Raw genomic sequence first — 23,389 nt, 5'->3', positions numbered from 1 at the left:
ACGAGAAGACGGCGGAGCAGCTTCTTGGCAGGTCGCGTATCATAGCCTGCGCGTTCGCCGGCAGCGGGGTCCTGCGAGCGATGCGACGAAGTTCCGGGCGCCGGGTGGCGGTCGCCATCAATGATGGGCCGACACGCCCTTGACGCATTGGGTCAACAGATCAACGCTGGCGAATTGGCTGACATCGCCCAGGCTGATCATGCCGACCATCCGCCTGCTCTTGTTGATCACGGGCAGCCTGCGGATTTTCAGCGTCTCCATGTGATGCACGGCTTTCGCCAGATCGTCGTCTTCCCGGCAGCAATGGATGCCTTCGGTCATCACGTCCCGCGCCGTCATGCGCGCGGCGTTGAAGTTCTTGCTCGCGAGGCCTTTGCAGACGATGTCGCGATCGGTCACCATCCCGATCAGATGGTCGTCATCGCCGATCGGAATGCAGCCGATGTCGTGCCCTTGCATCAACTTCGCGATCTCGGTGATCGGGGTGTCCGGGCTGACCCAATCGACACCCTTGTGCATCACGTCCTTGACCTTCATGGAGGACCTCCGTTGCGAACGCAGCCCCCGTGACGTGATTATACTACGAACCGGGCGCGACCGCACGCGCGCCGCGACGAAGGCGCAGGAAAAATCATCCCGCCGCCATGCTGCGTCAACCGTGCGTGCTGAAGCGTCCATGCGGCGCATTGGCCGTCAGCCGTTCAAACTGTGCATGCGTCAGGTGAAGCAGCGTCTCATGGTCGCCGGCTTCGATATAGATCTCGGGCTGCGCCCGGATGCTGTCATCGACGATGAGATCGAGCCCGTAGCATCGGCCTACCGCCGGAACGGCTCCATGCGCGCAGTCCGCGAACAGCCTGTTGATCTCGGTTTCGTTCGCCATCACGAGATCCGCGCCGAGCTTCTCCTTCAAGTCCGGCAAGTTGAGACGGTGCGATGCCGGAACGATCGCGAGCATATAGCCGCCGTCATGGCGCAGCACGACGGCCTTGGCGAAACGATCGCCCGAGACGTGGCAGGCCTGCGCCGTGCGCGCGGATGACATGGTGAAAACGTGCGGGATCTCGACATACTGGATGTTCTCGGCAGCCAGGTATCGGTGGAGCGTGGGGGCAATGGTCATGGCGTAGCCTTTCGGATGGATATGCGAGCCATCCATCGTGAGGCTGCCCCGCCGCACGATGGGCGGCCGCGTGATTGCCGGATGCCAGCATAGGCCTCGCGCTCGAATGCGGCAATCGAGTCGGGGGTTCAGATCGTTCCGGGCGCGCCTTTCCGCTTCGTTTGCCGCCGATCGATTGTGGCTTTTGCTGCGCTTCTCGTGTCCTACGGGATCCTTGCCACAACGTTGGGCCGGTTCTCCCTGAGCCACGCGACGGCCTCGGGTCCATCGACGACGCACGCGAAGGTTTCCCAGGTCGGGTCCTCCAGGGATTCCGATTGCAATCGCTTCGCCGCATATTCGACGAGGTCGTGCAAGCCTTCGTAGCCTCGCCGGTGTTCGAGGGACTCTGCAATCGCCGTGCTGGTCCAGCCTCGTCGGGCCAGATCGACAATGCTCGGAGCGTCAGCCTCGCTGAACCACGGTGTGGCATCGAACTCGATGCAGCGGACATTATCGGCGGTGTGGCAAGTGGCGTGGATCATGGGGTTCCTCCGTTCGCCGGCTCAGTTTCACATCGCTGCCTCGCACGCTCTCAGACTTTGACCAGGTCCCCCAGCAGGTTCGCCGCCACCGTCAGCTTGGCAAGCGTCAGGCCGCTGGCCGCAATCTCCTCGACCGAGCGGCGGATACGCGCCGCTTCGGGGTGAGCCGCAAGCCACGTCTCGACGGCCTGCTGGCCGGACTGGCCGGTTGCCAGCATATCCGCGGCCAGTCTTCTCTCGGCGCTGGCGATCTGCTCGACGGCGCGATCGACCGCCATGCGTTCGAAATAATCATTTGCCGGCACGCTGCGCGCGGCGGCGATGATGCGGTCGAGACGGAAATTGGCTTCCGCAGCGAAGAAGGTTGCGGCAGCATCGCCGATGGCGCGGGAGGTGCGCTCGGCGACCGTCACGATATCGGGTGCCGCAATCAGAGGGTCGAGATCGGCGAGCTCGCCGGCGAGGCCGGCCGGGACGCCGGCATCGGTGAGTTCCTGGCGCCGCTTGCCGCGCGCGGCCTGCAGGTCCGGCGGCAGTGTGGTGTCGAGGGAGGCCGCGATCTCGCGGATACCCGGGCCAAAACGCCCGATGACCGCCTCGAGGCCGTCCTTGAAATCGACATTGCGCACGTACCAGACCATGCGGGAAATCAGGAGGTCCTGGACCGTCGCGCAGAGGCCGAGCTGCACCTGCCCGTCGATCCGGGTGTCGAGCGCGTCGATCGCGTCATTGAGCCGCCTGAGCTCGTAGATCGCGTCCACCGCCACCTGCGCCATGACGATGGTGGAGATATCGGCGTCGGTCTCGTCGGTCAGGCGGACGACACACGCCGGGCCGCCGCGGTTGATCACGGCATTGACGAGACTGGTCGCGATGATCTCGCGTCGCAGGCGATGGAGCTCGACCGCGGCCGGGAATTTATCGGGAACCTCGCGCGGAAAATACAGGGACAGTCTGCGAGCGAGGTAAGGATCATCAGGCACGCTGGTGAGGAGCAGGTCCTCGTAGAGCGTCAGCTTGGCGTAGGCGAGCAGCACGGCAAGCTCGGGCCGTGTCAGGGCCTGGCCGCGCCGTGTCCGCTCGGTGAGCGCTGCGTCGTCGGGCAAGAACTCCACGGCGCGGCTGAGCAGGCCGCGCTGCTCGAGCGACTGCATCAGGCGGGTGAGGAAGCCGGTCTCGGCCACGCCCTTGCGCTCGGCCAGCGAGAGCGCCAGCGTCTGCAGATAGTTGTTGCGCAGCACCAGCGTGCCGACCTCGTCGGTCATCGCGGCCAGCAGGCTGTTGCGATCGGCGAAGCTGAGGCGTCCCTCGCGTTCGGGGCGCGCCAGCGCGACCTTGATATTGACCTCGACGTCGGAGGTGTTGACGCCGGCCGAATTGTCGATGGCGTCGGTGTTGAGCTTGACGCCCTTCTGTGCCGCTTCGATGCGGCCGCGCTGGGTGACGCCGAGATTGGCGCCTTCGCCGATCACCCGGGCGCGAACGTCAGTGCCTGCGATGCGGATCGGATCGTTGGCGCGGTCGCCGGCCTGATCGTCGCTCTCTGCCGATGCGCGGATATAGGTGCCGATGCCGCCGAACCACAACAGGTCCGTGCGCGCTTTCAGGATCGCCGTCATCACCTCGAACGGCGTGGCCTGCTCCTTGTCGAGATCGAGCAGGCTGCGGACTTCCGGTGCGAGCGGGATCGCCTTGAGCGTGCGCGAGAACACGCCGCCGCCCTGCGAGATCAGCGACTTGTTGTAGTCCTGCCAGCTCGATCGCGGCAGGTCGAACAGACGCTTGCGCTCGGCGAAGCTGGTCGAAGGGTCGGGGGAGGGATCGATGAAGATGTCGCGATGATCGAACGCGGCCACGAGCCTTGTCGCCGGCGAGAGCAGCATGCCGTTGCCGAAGACGTCGCCGGACATGTCGCCGACGCCGGCAGCCGTGAACGGCATGGTCTGAATGTCGGTGCCGAGCTCACGGAAGTGGCGCTTGACCGCCTCCCAGGCGCCGCGCGCCGTGATCCCCATCTTCTTGTGGTCGTAGCCCTGGCTGCCGCCGGAGGCGAAGGCGTCGCCGAGCCAATGGTTCTTCTCGGCCGAGATCGCGTTGGCGACATCGGAGAAGGTGGCGGTGCCCTTGTCGGCGGCGACCACGAGGTAGGGGTCGTCGCCGTCATGGCGCACGGTGGAATCGGGCGGCACGACGGCGTCGCCGTCGAGATTGTCGGTGAGCTCGAGCAGCGAGCGCACGAAGATGCGATAGGCCGCGGTGCCTTCCGCGAGCCAGGCGTCGCGATTGGACGGTGGCGGCAGGCGCTTGGGCACGAAACCGCCCTTGGCGCCGACCGGCACGATCACGGCGTTCTTGACCTGCTGCGCCTTCACGAGACCCAGGATCTCGGTGCGGAAATCCTGCGGCCGGTCGGACCAGCGCAAGCCGCCGCGCGCGACCTTGCCGAAGCGCAGGTGAATGCCTTCGACCCGCGGCGAGGAGACGAAGATCTCGTAGAGAGGCCGCGGCGCCGGCAAATCGTCGATCCGCCGCGCGTCGAACTTGAAGGAGATGACCGGACGCGGATGTCCATCGTCGCCGATCTGCCAGAGATTGGTGCGGATGGTTGACTGCACCAGATTGGTGAAGCGGCGCAGGATGCGGTCTTCATCGAGCGAGGCGACGGATTTGAGCTGCTCCTCGATCTCGGCAAGGAGTGCCGTCTCGCGCGCCGAACGCTCGCGATCGGTAAGCACGAGGCGTGGATCGAGGCGGGTCTGGAACAGTGCGACGAGGGTGGCCGTGATCGCGGCGTTCTTGCGCAAGGTCTCCCACATGTAATCCTGGGTGAACGGAGCGCGGATCTGGTGCAGATAGCGCGACAGCGCCCGGATCGTCGAGACCTCGCGCCAGCCCAGCGCGGTGCGCAGGATCAGGGCGTTGTATCCGTCGGATTCGGCGCGATCTGTGACCACCGCCATGATCGAGGCTTCCAGGCGATGGCTGAATTCCGGGTTGATCTCGATCGGCTGGCCGTCGCTGGTCTCGATCGTCATCTCATGCAGCCAGACCGGCTCCGGCCTGTTGCCGGGCACGATCTGATAGGTGCGTTCGTCGACCACGCGCAGGCCGTGATTTTCGATCACCGGCACGCGGTAGGACAGCGATAGCGGTGCGGCGTCGGAGAACACCTTGAGGCCGAAGCGCCTGGGATCGTCCTCGCCCTTGTCGCGGTGCACCGAGATCGTCACCGGGCGTGCCGGCGTCAGCTTTTCGATGGTGGCGATGTCGGCGATGGCCTGCTCCGCCGTGAAAACCTCGGTATAGCCGCCGCTAAAGGCCTGGGCATAACGATTGGCGATCATGCGCGCCCGCATGCCGTCGGTCGACGCGGTGAGCGCGGCCTTGAGCTTGTCGGTCCAGGTCGCGGCAATGGCGCTGATGCCGGCTTCGAGCGCGGCGCGCTCGACGACGGGCGTTTTGCCTTCATAGCGTCCGATGATGAAGTGGACGCGCGCCAGCGCGCCTTCAGGGAACGATACGTAGGACGCCGACAGGGTCCCCTTGTAGACCTGCGACAGGAAGGCTCCGACGCGCGTGCGGACGTCGGTGTCGTATTTGTCGCGCGGAATGAAGGTGAGGATGGAGACGAAGCGATCGAACTTGTCGACCCGCGCCAGCGCCCGGACGCGCGGGCGCTCGTAGAGGATCAGGACCTCGATGACGAAGTTGTAGAGCGTGTCGACGTCGATCTGGAACAGCTCGTCACGCGGATAATCTTCGAGGATATGCATGAGCGCCTTGCCCGAATGGCCGTTCGGGTCGAAGCCGGCGCGCTGCAGCACCCGCGCAACCTTGTGGCGCACATAAGGGATCTGCCGCACCGAGCGGGTATAGGCGCCGGAGGTAAACAGGCCGACGACGCGCAATTCGCCCTCGAGCCGGCCGTCGGGTGCATAGAGCTTGATCCCCACATAATCCATCCGGATGCGCCGATGGACGAGGCTTGAGACATTGGCCTTGATGACGATCAGCAGCGTCGGCTCGTGCATGAACTCGCGGATTTCCGATGTCATCACCACCATTTCGTTGCCGCGTCGCAGGACTTTCACGTCGGGATCGCGCAGGATGCCGAGGCCTTCGCCGGTGGTGATGTCGTCCGACGCGTCGCTGTCGGGCGAGAAGCGATATTCGCGCACGCCGAGGAAGGTGAAATTGTCCGCGCAGAGCCATTGCAGGAACTGATTGGCTTCGGCGACCTCGTCGATCGGCAGCGGCGGCGGATTGGAAGCGAACGTCTTGATTGCCTCCTCGACGCGGTCACGCATGGCGCGCCAGTCGGTGACGCAGGCGCGGACGTTGTTCAATGCCCTGGTCAGTCCGTCGATCAGCTTCTGGCGATCGGCGTCGGCGTCCAGGCGGGTGATGTGGAGGTGAATCAGGCTTTCGCGAACGCCTCTTGCTCCCTCCGGCAGTGCTTCGCCGTAGAATCTCAGCAGCTTGCCCTCGGCATCGCGCTCGACGGCGATGATCGGGTGGGCGACGAGGGTGACTTCGATGCCCTGCTCGGCGAGTTCCGCCATCGTGGAGTCGTACAGGAAAGGCATGTTGTCGTTGAGAATCTCGAGCACGGAAATCTCGCGCCCGTTCGGCAACGTCGGATTGACCACGCGGATATCGGCGCTGCCCGACGTGCGCCGCTGCACATGCTCCCAGGCTTGCTCCGCCAGGACGGCAAGCGAGGCGGCATCGTAATTGTCGAGATCCTCGATATTGCTGTAGCCGAACAGGGGCTCGGCAAAGGCCCGCGGGCTCTTGCCCGGCGGCACGCTGCCGGCTGCATCGCGGATCAGGGTTGCCCGGGCCTTGTCGTCACGCCACGCCATCATGTCCTCCATTTGCCGCGCCGTCCGACCGCAGTCGCGATCCTCAGCCTAATTCTGGAGTGCATCTCGTCGAGCACCGCGATCGAGTGGATACGCAAGATCCTCGGTCTCGTGCGTCGGCGACTTCCGGCGACAATACTACGATCCCGGAGCGAAAGGCGCACGCTGTTGTGAGGCGTGCCGAAATTCCCGACGGCAGCGGCGCTGACGGCCGCCGAATCATTGAGGCGAGAAAAATCACGAGCAATTTCAAATCTGTATGAGCTCGTGGTTTTATTCTGAATGGCGCGCTGGAGCTCCGTTCCGATTGCGCTGCAGCGGGCTCTAGTGAGTGCGGGTCAGCTCCACGCCATCGACCACCATTTTCCAGGTTCCCGCTTCCCGGTGAGGCGGCGTCGACACCTCGAATGTCGTCGAGAGGAATGCAATGCCGACGACGAAATGATCGCCCTCGAACTGCCGCAGCGGAGCGTTGATCGACGTCGTGGTGGTCGCGCCAGCCCGGTTCAAAACCGGACTCGCCGATGCAGCGCGGCGCATCGGCACGCGCGTTAACAGATTGTTCATTGAGCACGGCGCGCCAGCCGTAACCGCCGGTTAACCATGGATATTTACGGTGTAGCAAGCCTCTGAACCGGGGCTGTCAGTTGATTTCGAGTCCAACCTTATGGCGTTCGGTCGAAGCGCATCTCCGCGAAGCATCGCCCCGACGGAGCCTGCGGCTTCGTGGGAAGCGCCGCGGGCTGCGACGGCGAAGCCTGACAGCGCTGCTCCTGCGCTGATCAAGGGATCGCTGACCGTCACCGGTGCGCTCTCCTTCCTGCGCGAGAATGGCCGGCGCATCCTGACGCTGGCGCTGGCGCTGTTCGCCCTGGGCGTCATTGTCCTGATGGTCTTGCCGGTCCGGTATGCCGCGACGGCCCTGGTCGTCGTCGATCCCCGCGAGCTGCGCGTCACCTCGGAGCAGGACGTACTGCCGGGCATCGGCCAGGATGCCGCGGCACTTCAGAGCCAGATCGAGATCGCCAAATCGGACGGCTTTCTCCGCCCCCTGATCGAGCAGCTCAAGATCGCCGACGACGCGGACATCGCGGGTGGTTACACCGACATGACGCGCCTGCTCGAAAAATTCCGCAACCGTCTCGATATCTCGCGCCGCGGACTGACCTACGTCATTGCGATTTCATTCACCTCGAACAATGCGGAACGGGCCGCGCATTACGCCAATGCCATCGCCGAGGCGTTCGTCGCCAGCCAGGGCCGTGTCCGCACCGAGGCGACGGACGAGGCGGCCGACTGGCTCAAGGACCGGCTGAAGGCATTGAACGAGCGCCTGCGCGTATCGGAAGATGCCGTTGCCGCCTTCAGGTTCGAGCACAAGATACTCAATGCCGGCAAGGATTCCACGACCCAGCAATTGCGGGTGACCGATCTCAACCAGCAGGTCTCCGCTGCTCGCGCGCGCACCGAGGAAGCCAAGGCGCGTTACGAGCAGGTGCAACGCGATCTCAAGGCCAATGTCGAAGGTCCGGTGAAGCAGGACCTTCTGAGCATGCTGCGCGCGCAGCGCTCGACCCTGAACGATCAGATCGCGCAGAAGAAAGCGGTGTACGGCGACCGCCATCCCGACCTCGCGATCTCCTACAGCCAGCTGGCTGACATCAACAGGCAGATCGAGGTCGAGCGGAAGAAGAACATCGACACGGCGAAGTCCGAATATGAGGCTCAGCTGGAGCAGCAGAACGCGCTGGAAAAGCAGCTCAGGGCGGTCGAGACGCAGATGCTGGTCGACGGTCAGGCACTCGTGAAGCTGCAGGAGCTGCAGCGCGACGCCGATGCCAACAAGAACATCTACGAGCAGTTCCTGTCGCGGTTCAAGACGACCAACGAGCAGCGCCAGCTGCAGAGCTCCCAGACCAAGATCGCCTCGCTCGCCATTCCGCCGATGCGCTCGACGCGTCCGCCCCTCGCCTTGCTGCTCGCGGCGCTCGCGATCGGCTCGATCCTGACCTCGACGGCGGCCGTTGCGGCGATGGGAAGCATGTCCGACGGGCCTGCGCCTGCCGAGGCTCCTGCTCAAACTCCTGCTCAAACTCTTGCGCGTGCTGAAGCGGCGGAGGCGCAAGTCCAGCGACCGGCCCCGGCCGCGCGCCAGCCCGAGGCGATGCCGAACCTGCCTGTCTGGGCCCGCATTCCCGATCTGGCGCCTGGCGCCGTGGCCAACACTGTATGGCAAAGGCCAATCACTGCGACGGCCGAGCTCGATCTCGGCGCATATCTGCGTCCGCTTCTCGAGCGGATCGATCGCGCGCCGGTGCGTGGCTGCAAGGTCGCCCTCGTGTTGTCGGTCGGCAAAGGTGCCGGCGGCAACACCGTTGCGCGCTCGCTCAATCGCGCGGCGGTGAATCGGGGCATGATGAGCGTGCTGATCCGGCTCCAGCCGGAATTCGCCGGTGCCCAGCCTCCGGTGACCGAATGGCAGGACGGCTCCACCACGGCAGGGCTCCAGTCGATCGACGAGCTGCTGAGCGCCGGCAGAAAAGCCGATGCGCGGCCCGAGGACGATATTCGCTCGGAGTTCGATCTGATCGTCGTCCATGCGAGCAATCTCGCACTTCAGCCCGACGCCATCGCGCTGGCCGCGCACGCGGATCTGATCATCCCGGTGGTCCGCGCCGGCGAGCTCGGTTCGGCGGCGATGCGGCGGGTCACCGCTGCGCTGTCGAGGTACAACACCGTGCCGACCGGTCTCGTCGTCAATCACGCGCCGGCGGGTTCGGTGGCGCCTGAGGGCAGCGCGTTAAGCAGGGCGGTTTGACGATGCCGACCGGTGGCAAAGCTACGGCTTGCGTCTGAGGCGCAGCACGCAAGCGCACCTGTAATCTGCTTCACACGCAAACGCGCCCAATCACGCTAGATGAACCAGGGCCCGCCTCCGCGCGGCCCGGTTCGGAGCTGGCGATGATGGCTGCACTGGCAAAGGCGATATCCCGCGCGACGAGAACCAACGTTGATGTCGAAACCGTAAAGGTGCTCGTGATTTTCTCGGGCGCGGGCTTGCTGCTCTCCCTCGTCGCCGCGATGATCTACGGACAGGCCGTCAGCGCCGCCTTGTTCTGAGATCGCGCGAGTTGATCCCCAGGAGCCCGCCCAAAGCGGGCGTCTCGCAGGTGCCGGCCTTGCATTCGAGCCGTCATTGACGCCGCGAGGCGGCGCCCGCAGGATGCGGCGTCTCCAATGCGCGACTATTTCGGCTCGGGATTGCGGCGATGACTTCTCAAGCTCACTCCGCAACGTTGGTGCTCATTGCCCGAATACCGCCTGAGGGTATCGAGGCCTTCCGCGCCTACGAGGATGCCGTCTTGCCGCTATTCGCTGCGTTCAACGGGCGTGTGTAGCGTCGTCTTCGAAATTCGGATGGCACGATCGAGGTGCACATCGTCAGCTTCGCATCCGATGCGGACTTCCAAGACTATCGCAATGATCCCCGGCGCCTTGCGCATGCCTCATTGTTGGAAAAATCGTCCGCGAAGCTGGAATTGCTTTCGATGGCGGACGTCTCGCAATGGCCGGTGACATCGGCGCCGGGATGATCGACGGGGCAATGACCGAAATGTAACCGGGCGGCCGGGCATCATCGAACTGTCATCCCTTCGTCATGCGCGCTCTATGGATCGCTGCTCCCTTCGCCGCGCATCGTGGGGGGCTGATATGCATCTGAATGAGACAATGTCGTCCGACCGCCGGTCGATCCTGAAGGGCCTCGCGGCCGCAGCCGTCACGTCCCTGGCGGCACCGGCCATGGCAGCCGACGGCCTGCCGGCGCAGCCGACCGGAGCGGCGGCCGCCATCGCCACCGACAATGCCTATTGGGCGGCGGTGAAGGGGCTCTATTCAGTGACGCCGGATGTCGTCAATCTGGAGAACGGCTTTTGGGGCATTATGGCCGAGCCGGTGAGGCGCGAGTTCATTCGCCAGACCGATATGGTCAACTATCAAAACACCTACTACGCGCGGCAGCGCGCGGGTGCGGATTTCGAGGCCGTGCGCATCAAGGTGGCCCAGGCGGTCGGCGCGGCGCCCGAGGAGATCGCGCTCACCCGCGGCGCGACCGAAGCGCTGCAGCTCCTGATCGGCGGCTACAACATGCTGAAGCCCGGCGACAGCGTTCTCTACGCCGACCTCGACTACGATTCGATGCAGTACGCGATGAACGCGCTTAAGGCGCGCCGCGGTGTCGACGTGGTCAGGTTCGATGTGCCGGAGCCGGCCACCCGCCAGGCCGTGCTCGACGCCTATGCCCGCGCCCTCGAGGCGAATCCCAGGACCAGGCTCCTCCTCCTCACCCATGTCAGCCATCGCACCGGCCTCGTCATGCCGGTCGCCGAGATCGCCCGCATGGCCAGGGTCAAGGGCATCGACACCATCGTCGACGCCGCGCATTCCTGGGGGCAGATCGACTTCAGGGTAGGCGAGCTCGACGTCGATTTCGTCGGCTTCAACCTGCACAAATGGATCGGCGCGCCGCTCGGCGTGGGCTTCCTCTACATCAGGAAGGATCGCCTCGCCGACATCGATCGTGACATGGGCGACGAGGATTTTGCGGAGACCGATATCCGCTCGCGGGTGCACACCGGCACGGTCAATTTCGCGACGGTCCTGACGGTGCCCGCGGCCGTGGCGCTCCATCAACAGATCGGCGCGGCGGCAAAGCAAGCCCGCCTCCGCTATTTGCGCGATTACTGGGTGAGCCGCGCCCGCGGATTCAAGGACATCGAGATCCTGACGCCGGATGAGGTCGGCTCATATGGCGCGATCACGTCCTTCCGTCTCGCCGGCAAGACCAGCAAGGCGGACAACGATGCTATCGTCGTGAAGCTGAGGGATAGCCACAAGGTCATGACGGTGCGCCGGGCGGGCGTCGCCAAGGGCCAATGCATCCGTGTGACGCCGGCGCTCTTTACCGACGAGGCCGATCTCGACCGCCTCGTCGAGGCGCTCGCCGTCGTCACGGGGACGAAGACGGGGTAGGCCCGGGCGCGGGACTGACATCACCACGAATTCACGGGACTTCATCCTCCGCGCATCTGACAAATGTGAGATGCGGGGGCGTCCATGAGCCCTGGCCGCCCCATTTTATCGGCCCACGGTCTGGTTTATCTCTGTCACTCCGGTGCCCTGCGCAAGGAGGAGACGCGTGCTCGACCATATTCTCAGATTCGTGACGCTCGGATCGATCATCGTTGGCATGGCTGCGATCTATGCGGCGCTACACACCAACAATCGGCGTCTGGGCGCGGACATCTTCCTTCGATATTCCGACCGGGTCTCCGACCTGCGACGCCGCCTTCCGGTCGCGGCATTCCTCGAGCGAGGGGCTGCCGGCGACATTGAGATCACACCGGAAGAGCGCCGGGCGGTACACGAGATCATTCATTCGATCTTCGAGCTCTACGAACTCAAGGTGCATGGCTTCTTTCCGCCGGCGATCTGGAAGATCAGGGAGCCCGATATCGAACGGCTGCTCTCGCTGCCGGTCTTTCAGCAGGAACTGGCGGGCCTGGAGGGCCGATATACGAGACATCCGCGTTTGACAGCTTGGCTTGAGAAGATCAGGGGCCAGCGCGAGACGGCCTGACTTTCGCAGTGAATCGGTCGGCGGTCTCACCGCCAGCCAAGCGCCGGCGCGACGTGCTTCAAGATCGCCTCGATCGCATGTGCGCAATAGTCGACGCCGAGCTGGTTCGGAATCGTCAGCAGCAGCGTATCGGCCTCGGCGATCGCCTCGTCCTGCCGTAGTTGCTCGATCAGTGCCTCCGGCTCGGCCGCATAACTCCGGCCGAAGATCGCACGCGTTTGCGGGTCGATGAAGCCGATCTGGTCTTCGCCTCCGCGCTCCCCGCCGAAATAGGCGCGGTCGCGATCATTCATCAGCGCGAAGATGCTGCGGCTGACGGACACGCGGGGCTCGCGGGCGTGGCCGGCCTCCGTCCACGCGGCGCGATAGCTCCGGATTTGCGCCGCCTGCTGCACATGAAAAGCTTCGCCGGTCTCGTCGTTCTTCAGCGTCGAGCTCTGCAGATTCATGCCGTGCTTCGCTGCCCACACCGCGGTCGCGTTCGAGCCGGCGCCCCACCAGATCCGTTCGCGAAGGCCCGCCGCATGCGGTTCGAGGCGCAGCAGCCCCGGCGGATTGGGAAACATCGGTTGCGGATTGGGCTCGGCAAAACCTTCGCCGCGCAACAGGTCCAGAAAGACCTCCGCATGGCGCCGGCCCATGTCGGCATCGCTCTGGCCGTCGGCCGGGCGATAACCAAAGTAGCGCCAGCCGTCGATCACCTGCTCCGGCGAGCCGCGGCTGATGCCGAGCTGGAGCCTCCCGCCGGCGATGAGATCGGCGCTACCCGCATCCTCGATCATGTAGAGCGGGTTTTCGTAGCGCATGTCGATCACGGCCGTGCCGATCTCGATTGTGCTGGTTCTCGCGCCGACGGCGGCGAGCAGCGGGAAGGGCGAGGCCAGCTGGCGCGCGAAGTGATGCACGCGGAAATAGGCGCCATCCGCGCCGAGCTGTTCCGCCGCGACGGCCAGCTCGATGGATTGCAGCAGCGTGTCCGCCGCCGAGCGGGTCTGCGATTGCGGCGAGGGCGTCCAGTGTCCGAAGGACAGAAATCCGATCTTTTTCATGGGCGTCATTTAATGATGGCGGGGGCGGCGTCAACCGCCTGCGCCGGCGGTGCGGGTATGCGACGGGGCTGGCGCGAAATGCTCGGCGCGGTCGACCAGGAGATCCAGAAAGCTTCGCGCGCGCAACGACATCCACTGCGTCTCCGGATAGACCGCGTGCAGGGGCAGCGCGGCGATGGTGTACTCCGGAAGCACATGTTCGAGCTCGCCGCTGCGAAGGCCCTCCGCGGCATTCCATTCGGGCAGGATCGCGATGCCGAGATGCTGCATCGTCGCCTCCTGCATCGCATCGGCGTCGTCGACGTGAATGGGTCCGTTGATCGATGCGACGTGACGGCCATGCTCGGATTCGAAGGCCCATTGCTGCGCCGGCGACATCCGCGAATAGACGATGCACTGGTGCGAGCTGAGATCGTCAGGTGTCCGCGGCAGCGGGCGGCCGTGCAGATAGGTGGGTGTCGCAACAAGATGGCGCTGCACGGTCCCGAGCCGGCGGGCGACCAGCGTGCTCGCTTCCAGGTTTCCAATGCGCAGCGCCAATTCGATGCCTTCTTCCACCAGATTGACGAACCGCTCGCTGAAGCGGATGTCGACCCGCACTTCCGGATAATTCCGAACGTACTCGGCGATGACGGGCATCACGTAGCGCCGTCCGAACGACGACGGCACGCCGATCCGGAGCGTGCCGGTGGGGCGGGGTGCGGCCTGTTCGACACTCGACCGCGCCATGTCGAAGCTGTCGAGGATCTGCCGCGCGAGATCGTAGATCCGGTGCGCTTCGGCCGTCGGCTTCAGTGTGCGCGTCGTGCGCGAAAACAGCTGCGTGCCGAATTCGCTTTCAAGCATCGCAATGCGCTTGCTGATCGCGGGCTGGCCGATTCCGAGCTCCTTGGCCGCAGCCGAGAAGCTGCCGCCCTCCAGGGCGCGAACGAAAGCGCGCAGGCAATCGATCCGGTCCATAATTCATTCCGATCTGGAATAAATTATATCCCATTTATTCCGTAGTGCGCAACTCGGCGGGTCGCTAGGCTCCCTCAAAACAAGCATTCACAGGGGAGGAGACGAAATTGGCACGCCATATCGGAATTGTCGGCGCCGGCATCGCCGGCCTGCATCTCGCGCTTTACCTGCAGAAGCACGGCGTGGACGCGACGATCATCACGGATCGACCGCCCGAGGAATACAAGAACATCCGCCTGCTCAACACCGTCGCGCATCACCACGTGACGATCGCGCGCGAGGACTATCTCGGCGTCAATCACTGGAGCGATCCGAAGGACCATTATTACTACCACGATCACGTCTTCAATTTTCCGCAGCCGCTGAGCTTTCGCGGTGATTTCTCGAAGCCGAGCCGCGCCGTCGACTACCGGATCTATCTTCCTGCCCTGATGCAGGATTTTGTCAGCCGCGGCGGCAAGATCGAATATCGCCGCATCGAAGAGCGCGACATCCGTCCGCTGGTCGCCCGTTTCGATCTCCTGGTCGTCTCGACCGGCAAGGGTCCGCTGGGCCAGCTCTTCACTTACCGGCCGGAGCACACCCCCTATTCGCAGCCGCAACGGCGGCTGTGCGTCGGGCTTTACACCGGCATGCGGCAGCCCGATCCCATGAACGTCACGCTCTCGGTGTCTCCAGGCCATGGCGAGATGATCGTGATCCCGACCATTACGTTCGGCGGTGTCGCCAACGCGCTGCTGATGGAGAATGTGCCGGGCGGCGACATGGAGGAACTGGCCACGCTCAGCTACGACGACAACCCGAAGCACTTCTTGAAAGTGCTGCTCGGCAAGCTCGAGAAGCATCACCCGACGACCTACGACCGCATCGACACCGCGCGCTTCGATCTCGCGCAGCCGCAGGATCTGCTGCAAGGCGGCGTGGTCCCGACGGTGCGCAACACTGTGGTCGAGTTCGACGACGGCAAATGCGCGATCGCGCTCGGTGACGTCCATGCGATCGTCGATCCCATGATGGGCCAGGGCGCCAATGTCGCCTCCTATGCGGCCTTCGTGCTCGGCGAGGAGATCGTCAACGCGGATGCGCTCGACTTGCGCCTGTGCGAGAAGATCGAGCTGAAACGACAGGATCGCGTGCTGGCGGCCTCGCGCTGGACCAATGTGATGCTGCAGCCGCCGACGGAAGCGCTGGGCATGCTGATCGGCGCGATGAGCCAGAACCCGGCGCTGGCCAACGAGTTCACCGAGAATTTCAACTACCCGGACCGGCAGTGGGACCGCATCTGCACGCCGCAGCGCATCCAGGCCTGGATCGAGCGCATGTCGGCGCCGCCTGAGCCGGTCAGGGCGATTGCGTGAGGACCGATGCGAGTGGGGATTGACATGCCGCGCGCCAATCCGGCCTCATTCCGCGAGGCCGCATCGCGCTTTACGACCGGTGTCGCGGTGCTGACCGCGCTGGACGAGCACGGCCGCGTCTGCGGCATGACCGCGAACAGTTTTGTCACCGTCAGCCTGTCCCCGCCGACCGTGCTGGTGTCGGTCATGCCAGGACGCATGCACCGGGCGATCTCGGCGACTGGACGCTACTGCGTCAACGTCCTGCCCGAGCATGGCCGGGACCTGTCGCGGCACTTCGCGAGCCAGCCGAACACCGGCGCGACGCCGGATTACGTCATCGTCGACGGCCTGCCGCGTCTGTCGGGCTGCATGGCCTGGTTCGCCTGCGAGGTCACACGCCACGTCGATGTCAGCGACCACACGCTGATCATCGCCGAAGTTTCGAGCTGCGACTATCGCGACACTACGCCGCTGGTGTTCTTCTCGAGCCGGTATCATCTCGGGCCGGGCGTGCCGGTGGATCGGTGAGGGTTGCAGCGGTCCGCGGCTTGAGTGGATCTGGTGTTTTCCTGGCTGCATCGGGGCGCTTTGGCGTTACCGCCGGGACTAGCTTGCCCTGGCGTTCTTTGCGCGAGGGGGCGTATCGTTGACGTTGTCGGCGCGCTTGGGATCGTCCGCGGCACGCCATTGTCGTGGCGTCATTCCGGTCCAGCGCCTGAAGGCGTGGGTGAATGCGCTGACTTCGCCATAGCCGAGCAGCCAGGCGGTTTGCGAAATCGGCAACTCGTCCTTTTTCAAATAGCTTTTGGCGAGGTCGATTTTCAGCTCGTCCATAATGCCGGTGAAGGTCAGTCCTTCCGACGCGAGGCGCCGCGCCAACGTGCGGTGGCTCATGCCGAGCCGGCGCGCGATCTCCTCAGCCCGTGCCTCGCGATGGGGAAGCAGTGGCGCGATGGCATTCTCGACGCTCGATCTGAGCGAAACTCCCCCAGGCTTCCGATGTGCAAGCGCCTCCTCGCAGAAGGTCACCAGCAGATCGTTCAAGTGGTGATCGGCACTTTCGATGGGCATCTGTCCCACGGACTGAGGGAAGGCGATCTCATCGACGTCTGATCCGAACTCGATCTCGCAACCAAGGAACGACCTGACCTCCGCGGGCATCGCTCGACGGCGATGGGCGACTTTGACACGGCTTGGCACCACGCGGCGGTTGGTCAGTGCGCGGTTGATTCGAATGATAGAGGTCACCCAGAATTCGATCTGGTGCCGATCCGACCGCCGTTCCACGCCGACATAGCTCAACGCAATCGCCATGTCCTTCGCGGCAAATCGCAGTGAAATTCCCTCGTTCGCGAGGCGGCAATAGCGCTCCGTCTTTGACAATGCTTCAGCGACTGTCCCGGATGAGGCCGCGACATAGTAGAGCAGGCCGATCTCACGAAGGTCGAAGTCCCGTGCCAGGTGAAATCCCAGGGCGTCGTCGTGCAGCGCCTCGGCACCAAGCTCCAGAAACTTGATCTGGCTTTCAACGCTAAGCCGCGCCTTGCGGTCTTGGATCTGCTCGAGGGTCAATCTGGCCTTGGACAGCAAGCCGTCCGCCTGAATGCCGGCTTCGCGCAGGCGGGCCCACACCAGGCGGGCGATGCCGCCGGTCGCACTGGGCATGGCTTGCAATTGGGGCGAACGGGCAGCAGCCACATCGAACCCTTTCGTCGTTGCCGCTGCGGCCTTGAGTCCTCGGCTCGCGCATCGGGATCGCGGCATAGAAAATCAAGTTATTGGCTCACGATAACAAGAAACCGGGTGTCATGTGACTTAAATCGGCGATCTGTCCCCCTAGGTGCGTCGTCTGTACTCGGGGGCGAACCCACCCCGAAAAAGCCCGAAGGCCTTGATGTCCAGCTGCGATGGCGCGCCGCCTATAAACGTGAAGATATTGCGAAGTTACGGAAAATTGCTCGGAATTCCTCATATCGCTCATGGCCCACGGACGGTTGCGCTTGAGCGCGTTGGCGATTGCGAGATCAACATGTTCGAAACGCTTGAAGCCGGTTCAGCTGCGGCGCCCCTGTTCTGGATGGAGCTGTTCGATCTTCGCGTTCACGCCTCGCGCGACAGCCGCGGATGCCGCAACATGAGCGACGCAGTCGCAGCGTTCAACGATTTTGCTTCGCAGGCGAGCCGCCTGGCGGAGGTGCCGCCGTGCGACACCGGCGAAGCCGTAGGCTGACAATTGCCGCGTCCACCGAGAGTATCCCCAGCGGAAAACGCAGCGCTTCTGACGCGCGGCCAGATTCTTGGCTACGACACGGAGCGGATGGCGTTTCTGTTTACGATGACGTATGGCGCCAGCATCGTCGACTGCGAGATAAGCAGCGTCGCGCTGGACGACCTTCACGGCTCGAAGGGCACGCGTCCCGACGAAAGGGAGACCCAATTCAGGTGTCTCCGCGACGCGGTCGAGCGCCTTGCATCATACGCTTTCGAACAGCAGGGCAGGCGGCAGCGCGAGCGGCTCCGCATCTTCTCCAAGCACGTCAAGGCGCTCTGACGACCGCCAAAGCAAGGCCGCCGCCGCAACGGCAACGCATATGCAATTTGTGCCACGTGAGATGCTCGACATCTCCCTCTTAAACATTTCACTCGACCATGGTCTGCAAGACCGGGTTCCGCAGTTGTCGCCGGCTGGGTGTTGCCGCGCCGTGACATCCAGGCACGCTCAGCCGGTATAGACTGGTCGATATCCGGTGCCCCTTCCGTTGCCCGGATGGTGAGTTATCGCGCTCTTGCGTCCAGTTGTGAGTGTTGCCGGTGGTCCGGACGAGTCGCATCAGTGCTCCAGCAGTTTTGTTGGCTTTGTCGATCGCAGCAGTCCTGGGCGGCTGTGCAGGACGTCCGTCGCAGGGCGTGCTTGTTCCGACAGCGCAGGTCGCCCCCGGAAACACAAATGTCCCGATCTACGTCGTCACCAATCGCAAGCGATCCGACGTCGATCCCGGTGAGATGTTCAGCGGGGACCGTTCGGACGAGCTGTCCTTTGCCGAGGTGACTGTCTCGATCCCGCCAGATGCCGCGCGGAAGATCGGCGAAGTGCAGTGGCCCGCGAGCCTGCCCGGCGACCCCCAACGGGATTTCACGACTGTGTCGGCCGACTATCTCGACAAGACGCATTTCGCTGCGTCTGTCGCCGCGGCGATGAAGCAGTCCGGTCGCAACAAGGTGCTTGTCTTCGTCCACGGCTTCAACAACCGCTTCGATGATGCGGTCTATCGCTTCGCGCAGATCGTGCACGACTCCAAAGTGCCGGTCGTTCCCGTGCTTTTCACCTGGCCATCGCGCGGCGAGCTGAGGCTGCGCGCGTATACCTATGACCGGGAAAGCGCCAATTTTTCGCGTGACGCGCTCGACAATCTGTTGAGCACGCTCGACGCCTCGTCTGCCGTCGGCGAAGTTTATCTTCTGGCTCATTCGATGGGCAATTGGATCGCACTGGAAGCACTGCGAACGCGGGCGATCCGCGCCCCGGCTGTCGCGTCGAAGCGCAGCAAGCTGAAGAATGTGATGCTGGTGGCACCCGACGTGGATGTCGATGTCTTCCGCTCGCAACTGAACCGGATGAGCGGCGCGCGGCCCCCCATCTCGTTGTTCGTCTCGCGTGACGACGGCGCGCTCTCGCTGTCGAAGACGATCTGGGGAGACGTCGCCCGCCTGGGCGATATCGACCCGACCCAGGAGCCTTATCGAACTGAGCTCGCGCGCGACCGGATCGACGTCTACGACCTGACGAAACTGGCGGTCGCCGGCGACGACGCCCACGACCGGGCTTTCGAGCAGGTAGGCCCGGTTGTCGCAATGATCCGCCAACGCATGGCCCAGGGCCAAGCGCTGGGTGAACAGAAGGCGGCCGCGGGCCCGCTCGCGCGGCTTGCGGAGTAGCGCGAGAGGCAGGCCCTGCCTGGCTTCTTCATGGCGACGTGTCGACGAGGCCGTGACGTCTCAGGCGTAGGCGACCCAGCCGCGGAACGTGAAGCCGATGTAGAACAGGGTTGGGACGGAGAAGCCTGCGTCGCGCAAAATTGCTTCGTCTCGCGCGGGCGCCAGAATGCTCAACTGGCCGTCGACCGCCTTTCGCGCGGCGGCCGCCTTGTCGGGCTCGACTCCGGCTGCGGCGAGAAAGGCGGAATAGCGCGAGAGCCAAAGCGGCCGTTCATCGTCGTCGCCGGGGATGCTGAAATGGGCCGCGACGAACGGCGCGCCGGGCTTGAGGCGGCGGCGGATTTCGGACGCTATTCGCAGCCGTTCCTCGACATCGACGAAGTGCAGGGTCAACAGGCACGTCGCGCCGTCGAACGGCCCCTCCGGTGCATCGTCGATATAGCCTTGGTGCAGACGCGCGCGCGACGCGAGCGGGCCCAGCGTCTGCTTCGCGAGATTCAGCATCGCAGCGGACGGGTCCACGCCGTCGAAGGTCCAGCGCGGCTGCGCTTGCGCAAAGGCATTCAGCTCCAGGCCGCCGCCGGCGCCAAGAACGAGTATTCGCGCATCTTCACGCGCACGCTCGCCCAAAAGGATCGCCGCCATGGACAGCATCGAATTGTAGCCGGGAACAAACCGTGGCGGCCCTTCGGTGTACTTCGCCACCATCTGCGGATCGGAGAACGCGTTTTGAATGTCGGTCACGATGTTGTCCTGCTGAGGGGAATGGGTCACGCGTGATGCGCGCTCATGCTGTGAAGCTTTCGCGCACCCAGGCGCTTGCGCAGATCGTCGCTCAGCATCGCCAGCGTCACTTCGCCAAAGCGCGACAGCAGCAACGCCTCTGCATCGTCAAAGGCCTGATCGAGCGCGGCATTGACGGCCTGCTCGACGAGGCAGCCAGGCGCCTCGGTCCGGTTGCCCATGGCCAGAATCGAGGGGCTGCCGAGCGCGGTGTAGACGTCGCGCAGCGTCACCCTCGACAGATCGCAAGCCAGCGTCCAGCCACCGCCGTGCCCCTTCTCGGAGCGGACGTAACCGAGGTCGCGCAGGCCCGCCATGATGCGGCGGATCACCACCGGGTTGGTGTCCATGGCCTTCGCCAGGGTCTCGGAGGTGAACGGGCCAGGCTGCTGCGCCATGTGCAGCAGGACGTGGAGAACCCCTGATAATCGGCCGTCTCGTTTCATGTAACTTCATATGTTACATGATGGCGCCGAGGTCAACTGGTTTCGGAGCGTGCGTTAAGGAACGCGCGCCTCATCGGCCGGCGCGTCGATTGGATTCGAATCGATGGAAGATGCCGTTTCGAGCATGATCCGCACAGCGCGCGCGGAAAAAGCTTGCGTGCGGGACGCGATGTGAAGCTTTGGGATATCGATACGGAGGAGCGTCGGGGACTTGCTCAGCCAACGCTGCCGAGGATGCCATCCAGCGCCTGTTTTGCCCGACGGGTCAACGTCGCCGCAGACCGCCTAAGCCATTGATCCCGCTCATGCCGTCTACTGTGCATGGGGTTGTTTTCGACATTTTATTTTGGAGCACAACTGCCGCAGGCCGAACCGGACCTCATCCGGCTCTGCCGCTACTTCATCACCCGCAGACCCTTGGTCGTGAACCGCTGCGTCTTGCCGCCGGGGCGCACCGGTCGCCGTGTGCCGGCGGCCTTGCCGGTGCCGGGCGGCTGATGCGCGGGCACGAGCTGGTCGGGACGCGAGCCGATCAGGTCGCGGCGGCCCATCTCGATCAAGGCCTCGCGGAGCACCGGCCAATTGTCGGGGTCGTGATAGCGCAAAAACGCCTTGTGCAGCCTTCGCTGCCGCAGGCCCTTGATCGCCTCGACCTTGTCGCTGCCGCCGCGGCGTACGCCGCGCAGCGGGTTGACGCCGGTGTGGTACATCGCGGTCGCGGTCGCCATCGGCGAGGGCAGGAAGGTCTGCACCTGATCGGCGCGATAGCGGTTCTTCTTGAGCCAGAGCGCGAGGTTCATCATGTCCTCGTCGGTCGTGCCCGGATGCGCCGCGATGAAATACGGGATCAGATAGTATTTCTTGCCGGCCTGCTCGGCCGCGGCATCGAACATCCGCTTGAACTGGTTGTAGGCGCCGATGCCCGGCTTCATCATCTTGTCGAGCGGGCCGCGCTCGGTATGTTCGGGCGCGATCTTCAGGTAACCACCGACGTGATGGGTGACGAGCTCCTTGATGTATTCGGGGCTCTCGACCGCGAGGTCGTAGCGCACGCCCGAAGCGACCATCACCTTCTTGATGCCCTTGGTCTCGCGCACCTTGCGATAGAGCCGGATCAGATCGTCATGCGAGGTGTTGAGGTTCGGGCAGATCTCGGGGAAGACGCAGGACGGCCGGCGGCACGCCGCCTCGACCTTCGGATCCTTGCACGCCATCCGGTACATGTTGGCCGTGGGGCCGCCGATGTCGGAGATCACGCCGGTGAAGCCCGGCGTCTTGTCGCGGATCTTTTCGATCTCGCGCAGAATAGAACCCTCAGAGCGGTTCTGGATGATGCGGCCCTCATGCTCGGTGATCGAGCAGAAGGTGCAGCCGCCAAAGCAGCCGCGCATGATCGTCACCGAGAACTTGATCATGTCCCAGGCGGGGATCTTTGCCTCGCCATAGGACGGATGCGGCGCGCGTGCGTAAGGCAGGTCGTAGACCGCATCCATCTCGTCGCTGGTCAGCGGGATCGGCGGCGGATTGAGCCAGAGGTCGCGGTCGCCATGACGCTGCACCAGCGGCCGTGCATTGCCGGGATTGCTCTCCCGATGCAGCACGCGTGACGCGCGCGCATAGGCTTCCTTGTCCTGCTCGACCTGCTCCAGCGCCGGCAGCCGGATGACGGTCGCACCCTTCTGGCGCGTTGCGCCCTCGTCGGCGGAATCGAGATCGTCGGCGTGCAGTTCGCTGTAGTCCTCCGGGACGCGGCGGAACAGCGCGACGCCTCTGATGTCGTTGAGGTCGCGCGGTGCCTCGCCGTCAGCGAGCCGCTGCGCCACTTCGACGACGGCGCGCTCGGCATTGCCGTAAAGCAAGAGGTCGGCCTTGGCGTCGGCCAGCACCGAGCGGCGCACCTTGTCGGACCAGTAATCGTAATGCGCGATCCGGCGCAGCGAGGCCTCGATGCCGCCGAGCACGATCGGCACGTCCTTGAACGCCTCGCGGCAGCGCTGCGCGTAGACGACGGTGCAGCGGTCGGGCCGCTTGCCGCCTTCGCCGCCGGCCGTATAGGCGTCGTCGCTGCGGATGCGCCGGTCCGCGGTGTAGCGGTTCACCATCGAGTCCATGTTGCCGCCGGTGACGCCGAAAAACACTTTTGGCTTGCCGAGCACCTTGAACGGATCGGCCGAATGCCAGTCGGGCTGGGAGATGATGCCGACCCGAAAGCCCTGCGCCTCCAGCAGCCGGCCGATGATGGCCATGCCAAAGCTCGGATGGTCGACATAGGCATCGCCGGTCACCAGCACGATGTCGCAGGCGTCCCAGCCGAGCGCGTCCATCTCGGCGCGGCTCATGGGAAGGAATGGCGCCGGCTTGCGCGGGCGCGCCTGCGCCATCAGGGGCTTTTCGGCGGTGATGATCTGGATGTCCATGGCGCCTACGCATAGGACTCCGGGCGTACGAATACAACCGACGGACGCGTGAAGATTTGCGGTTCCGCCAGGGGCTATCCGGCTTGCGGGAGTGCGTTAACCGTTCGCGAACCCTTGCCGGACCTCGGCAGTCGTGGCCGGCTCGCCGCCATGCTGGCGGACCATCGGTACGGCGTCCTCGACGAGGCGGAGATTGGTTGCCGTCGAGCCCGGCAACGCCGCTTCGATCCAGACCTTGCGCATGGCGCGCATCGCCTCGCCGCCCGGAACAGTGCGCGTGCCCCATATGCACATGAGCGATCCCTCTT

The 23,389-nt window shown here is 64.4% G+C and carries 21 protein-coding genes; 9 read left to right on the top strand and 12 right to left on the bottom strand.

All coding sequences use genetic code 11. From position 1 onward, the window contains the following. Nucleotides 1-117: 117 nt before the first annotated feature. The 5 genes from AB7Z56_RS40620 to AB7Z56_RS40600 all read right to left on the bottom strand — a co-directional run bounded on the left by AB7Z56_RS40620 (nt 118) and on the right by AB7Z56_RS40600 (nt 7,022). The gene (locus AB7Z56_RS40620) at nt 118-537 is read right to left on the bottom strand and encodes a CBS domain-containing protein (protein WP_063979803.1); all 420 of its coding nucleotides are present in this window, start codon (nt 535-537) and stop codon (nt 118-120) included. Nucleotides 538-652: 115 nt separating this feature from the next. After that, nucleotides 653-1,372, bottom strand: a complete 720-nt coding sequence (locus AB7Z56_RS40615) for an aminoacyl-tRNA deacylase (RefSeq protein WP_354102151.1) — start codon at nt 1,370-1,372, stop codon at nt 653-655. After that, on the bottom strand, nt 1,327-1,647 hold the full coding sequence (locus AB7Z56_RS40610) for a hypothetical protein (protein WP_063979802.1): 321 nt from the start codon (nt 1,645-1,647) through the stop codon (nt 1,327-1,329). The genes AB7Z56_RS40615 and AB7Z56_RS40610 overlap by 46 nt, the downstream gene beginning before the upstream one ends. 50 nt (nt 1,648-1,697) lie before the next feature. Beyond that, nucleotides 1,698-6,524 carry an NAD-glutamate dehydrogenase gene (locus tag AB7Z56_RS40605; protein WP_063979801.1) on the bottom strand — a complete coding sequence of 1,609 codons (4,827 nt, stop codon included), beginning with the start codon at nt 6,522-6,524 and terminating at the stop codon, nt 1,698-1,700. Nucleotides 6,525-6,836: 312 nt separating this feature from the next. After that, nucleotides 6,837-7,022 (bottom strand): hypothetical protein, encoded by a 186-nt coding sequence (locus AB7Z56_RS40600; RefSeq protein ID WP_193375933.1) that lies wholly within the window; start codon nt 7,020-7,022, stop codon nt 6,837-6,839. Nucleotides 7,023-7,179: 157 nt separating this feature from the next. On the opposite strand from AB7Z56_RS40600, the gene AB7Z56_RS40595 reads away from it, so the two are divergent. From AB7Z56_RS40595 to AB7Z56_RS40580, 4 genes are all read left to right on the top strand, one after another. Then, the gene (locus AB7Z56_RS40595; RefSeq protein WP_063979799.1) at nt 7,180-9,330 is read left to right on the top strand and encodes a GumC family protein; all 2,151 of its coding nucleotides are present in this window, start codon (nt 7,180-7,182) and stop codon (nt 9,328-9,330) included. Nucleotides 9,331-9,473: 143 nt separating this feature from the next. After that, a complete protein-coding gene (locus tag AB7Z56_RS40590; RefSeq protein ID WP_231143684.1) occupies nt 9,474-9,632 on the top strand; it encodes a hypothetical protein in 159 nt (52 codons plus the stop codon). A gap of 609 nt (nt 9,633-10,241) precedes the next feature. Continuing rightward, nucleotides 10,242-11,543: an aminotransferase class V-fold PLP-dependent enzyme gene (locus AB7Z56_RS40585; protein WP_063986745.1), complete on the top strand. Its 1,302-nt coding sequence runs from the start codon at nt 10,242-10,244 to the stop codon at nt 11,541-11,543. Between the two features lie 217 nt (nt 11,544-11,760). Then, complete coding sequence (locus AB7Z56_RS40580; protein WP_441256810.1) at nt 11,761-12,150, top strand: hypothetical protein; 390 nt, start codon at nt 11,761-11,763, stop codon at nt 12,148-12,150. 26 nt (nt 12,151-12,176) lie between these two features. Here the strand turns inward: AB7Z56_RS40580 and AB7Z56_RS40575 are convergent, their stop codons facing one another. Beyond that, entirely contained in the window at nt 12,177-13,199 is a 1,023-nt protein-coding gene (locus AB7Z56_RS40575; RefSeq protein WP_354124611.1) for an LLM class flavin-dependent oxidoreductase, read from the bottom strand. 30 nt (nt 13,200-13,229) lie between these two features. Beyond that, on the bottom strand, nt 13,230-14,159 hold the full coding sequence (locus tag AB7Z56_RS40570) for a LysR family transcriptional regulator (protein ID WP_063979796.1): 930 nt from the start codon (nt 14,157-14,159) through the stop codon (nt 13,230-13,232). Nucleotides 14,160-14,266: 107 nt separating this feature from the next. Between AB7Z56_RS40570 and styA the strand changes: the two genes are divergently transcribed. Together styA and styB are read left to right on the top strand one after the other, a co-directional pair. Further along, entirely contained in the window at nt 14,267-15,517 is a 1,251-nt protein-coding gene (gene styA, locus AB7Z56_RS40565) for a styrene monooxygenase subunit StyA (RefSeq protein WP_063979795.1), read from the top strand. A 24-nt stretch (nt 15,518-15,541) separates the two neighbouring features. Next, on the top strand, nt 15,542-16,027 hold the full coding sequence (gene styB, locus AB7Z56_RS40560; protein ID WP_063979794.1) for a styrene monooxygenase NADH-dependent flavin reductase subunit StyB: 486 nt from the start codon (nt 15,542-15,544) through the stop codon (nt 16,025-16,027). Nucleotides 16,028-16,105: 78 nt separating this feature from the next. Here styB and AB7Z56_RS40555 read toward each other — a convergent pair whose 3' ends face one another. Then, nucleotides 16,106-17,197 carry an AraC family transcriptional regulator gene (locus tag AB7Z56_RS40555; protein ID WP_224580953.1) on the bottom strand — a complete coding sequence of 364 codons (1,092 nt, stop codon included), beginning with the start codon at nt 17,195-17,197 and terminating at the stop codon, nt 16,106-16,108. Between the two features lie 331 nt (nt 17,198-17,528). Between AB7Z56_RS40555 and AB7Z56_RS40550 the strand changes: the two genes are divergently transcribed. The 3 genes from AB7Z56_RS40550 to AB7Z56_RS40540 all read left to right on the top strand — a co-directional run bounded on the left by AB7Z56_RS40550 (nt 17,529) and on the right by AB7Z56_RS40540 (nt 19,435). After that, nucleotides 17,529-17,729, top strand: a complete 201-nt coding sequence (locus AB7Z56_RS40550) for a hypothetical protein (RefSeq protein WP_224516821.1) — start codon at nt 17,529-17,531, stop codon at nt 17,727-17,729. A 3-nt stretch (nt 17,730-17,732) separates the two neighbouring features. Beyond that, complete coding sequence (locus tag AB7Z56_RS40545) at nt 17,733-18,050, top strand: DUF1488 family protein (protein ID WP_256376441.1); 318 nt, start codon at nt 17,733-17,735, stop codon at nt 18,048-18,050. A 251-nt stretch (nt 18,051-18,301) separates the two neighbouring features. Continuing rightward, nucleotides 18,302-19,435: an alpha/beta hydrolase gene (locus AB7Z56_RS40540; RefSeq protein WP_063979790.1), complete on the top strand. Its 1,134-nt coding sequence runs from the start codon at nt 18,302-18,304 to the stop codon at nt 19,433-19,435. A 60-nt stretch (nt 19,436-19,495) separates the two neighbouring features. On the opposite strand, the gene AB7Z56_RS40535 is transcribed toward AB7Z56_RS40540, so the two are convergent. The 4 genes from AB7Z56_RS40535 to AB7Z56_RS40520 form a co-directional block, all read right to left on the bottom strand. After that, on the bottom strand, nt 19,496-20,209 hold the full coding sequence (locus tag AB7Z56_RS40535) for a class I SAM-dependent methyltransferase (protein ID WP_063979789.1): 714 nt from the start codon (nt 20,207-20,209) through the stop codon (nt 19,496-19,498). After that, a complete protein-coding gene (locus tag AB7Z56_RS40530; protein ID WP_063979788.1) occupies nt 20,206-20,664 on the bottom strand; it encodes an Rrf2 family transcriptional regulator in 459 nt (152 codons plus the stop codon). The genes AB7Z56_RS40535 and AB7Z56_RS40530 overlap by 4 nt, the downstream gene beginning before the upstream one ends. Nucleotides 20,665-21,059: 395 nt before the next feature. Further along, nucleotides 21,060-23,081 (bottom strand): YgiQ family radical SAM protein, encoded by a 2,022-nt coding sequence (locus AB7Z56_RS40525; protein ID WP_063979787.1) that lies wholly within the window; start codon nt 23,079-23,081, stop codon nt 21,060-21,062. A 96-nt stretch (nt 23,082-23,177) separates the two neighbouring features. Continuing rightward, nucleotides 23,178-23,375 (bottom strand): hypothetical protein, encoded by a 198-nt coding sequence (locus AB7Z56_RS40520; RefSeq protein ID WP_063979786.1) that lies wholly within the window; start codon nt 23,373-23,375, stop codon nt 23,178-23,180. Nucleotides 23,376-23,389: the final 14 nt, after the last annotated feature.

The organism is Bradyrhizobium sp. 482_C4_N1_8 (assembly GCF_052075965.1).
Taxonomy (GTDB): Bacteria; Pseudomonadota; Alphaproteobacteria; order Rhizobiales; family Xanthobacteraceae; genus Bradyrhizobium; species Bradyrhizobium barranii.
This window is presented reverse-complemented; position numbering and strand designations above follow the sequence as displayed.

What these genes read in the sequence shown, in the direction of transcription:
- AB7Z56_RS40620 (WP_063979803.1), bottom strand. Translation starts at nt 537, where the DNA reads ATGAAGGTCAAGGACGTGATGCACAAGGGTGTCGATTGGGTCAGCCCG.
- AB7Z56_RS40610 (WP_063979802.1), bottom strand. Translation starts at nt 1,647, where the DNA reads ATGATCCACGCCACTTGCCACACCGCCGATAATGTCCGCTGCATCGAG.
- AB7Z56_RS40605 (WP_063979801.1), bottom strand. Translation starts at nt 6,524, where the DNA reads ATGGAGGACATGATGGCGTGGCGTGACGACAAGGCCCGGGCAACCCTG.
- AB7Z56_RS40595 (WP_063979799.1), top strand. Translation starts at nt 7,180, where the DNA reads ATGGCGTTCGGTCGAAGCGCATCTCCGCGAAGCATCGCCCCGACGGAG.
- AB7Z56_RS40590 (WP_231143684.1), top strand. Translation starts at nt 9,474, where the DNA reads ATGATGGCTGCACTGGCAAAGGCGATATCCCGCGCGACGAGAACCAAC.
- AB7Z56_RS40585 (WP_063986745.1), top strand. Translation starts at nt 10,242, where the DNA reads ATGTCGTCCGACCGCCGGTCGATCCTGAAGGGCCTCGCGGCCGCAGCC.
- AB7Z56_RS40580 (WP_441256810.1), top strand. Translation starts at nt 11,761, where the DNA reads ATGGCTGCGATCTATGCGGCGCTACACACCAACAATCGGCGTCTGGGC.
- AB7Z56_RS40575 (WP_354124611.1), bottom strand. Translation starts at nt 13,199, where the DNA reads ATGAAAAAGATCGGATTTCTGTCCTTCGGACACTGGACGCCCTCGCCG.
- AB7Z56_RS40570 (WP_063979796.1), bottom strand. Translation starts at nt 14,159, where the DNA reads ATGGACCGGATCGATTGCCTGCGCGCTTTCGTTCGCGCCCTGGAGGGC.
- styB (WP_063979794.1), top strand. Translation starts at nt 15,542, where the DNA reads ATGCCGCGCGCCAATCCGGCCTCATTCCGCGAGGCCGCATCGCGCTTT.
- AB7Z56_RS40550 (WP_224516821.1), top strand. Translation starts at nt 17,529, where the DNA reads ATGTTCGAAACGCTTGAAGCCGGTTCAGCTGCGGCGCCCCTGTTCTGG.
- AB7Z56_RS40530 (WP_063979788.1), bottom strand. Translation starts at nt 20,664, where the DNA reads ATGAAACGAGACGGCCGATTATCAGGGGTTCTCCACGTCCTGCTGCAC.
- AB7Z56_RS40525 (WP_063979787.1), bottom strand. Translation starts at nt 23,081, where the DNA reads ATGGACATCCAGATCATCACCGCCGAAAAGCCCCTGATGGCGCAGGCG.
- AB7Z56_RS40520 (WP_063979786.1), bottom strand. Translation starts at nt 23,375, where the DNA reads ATGTGCATATGGGGCACGCGCACTGTTCCGGGCGGCGAGGCGATGCGC.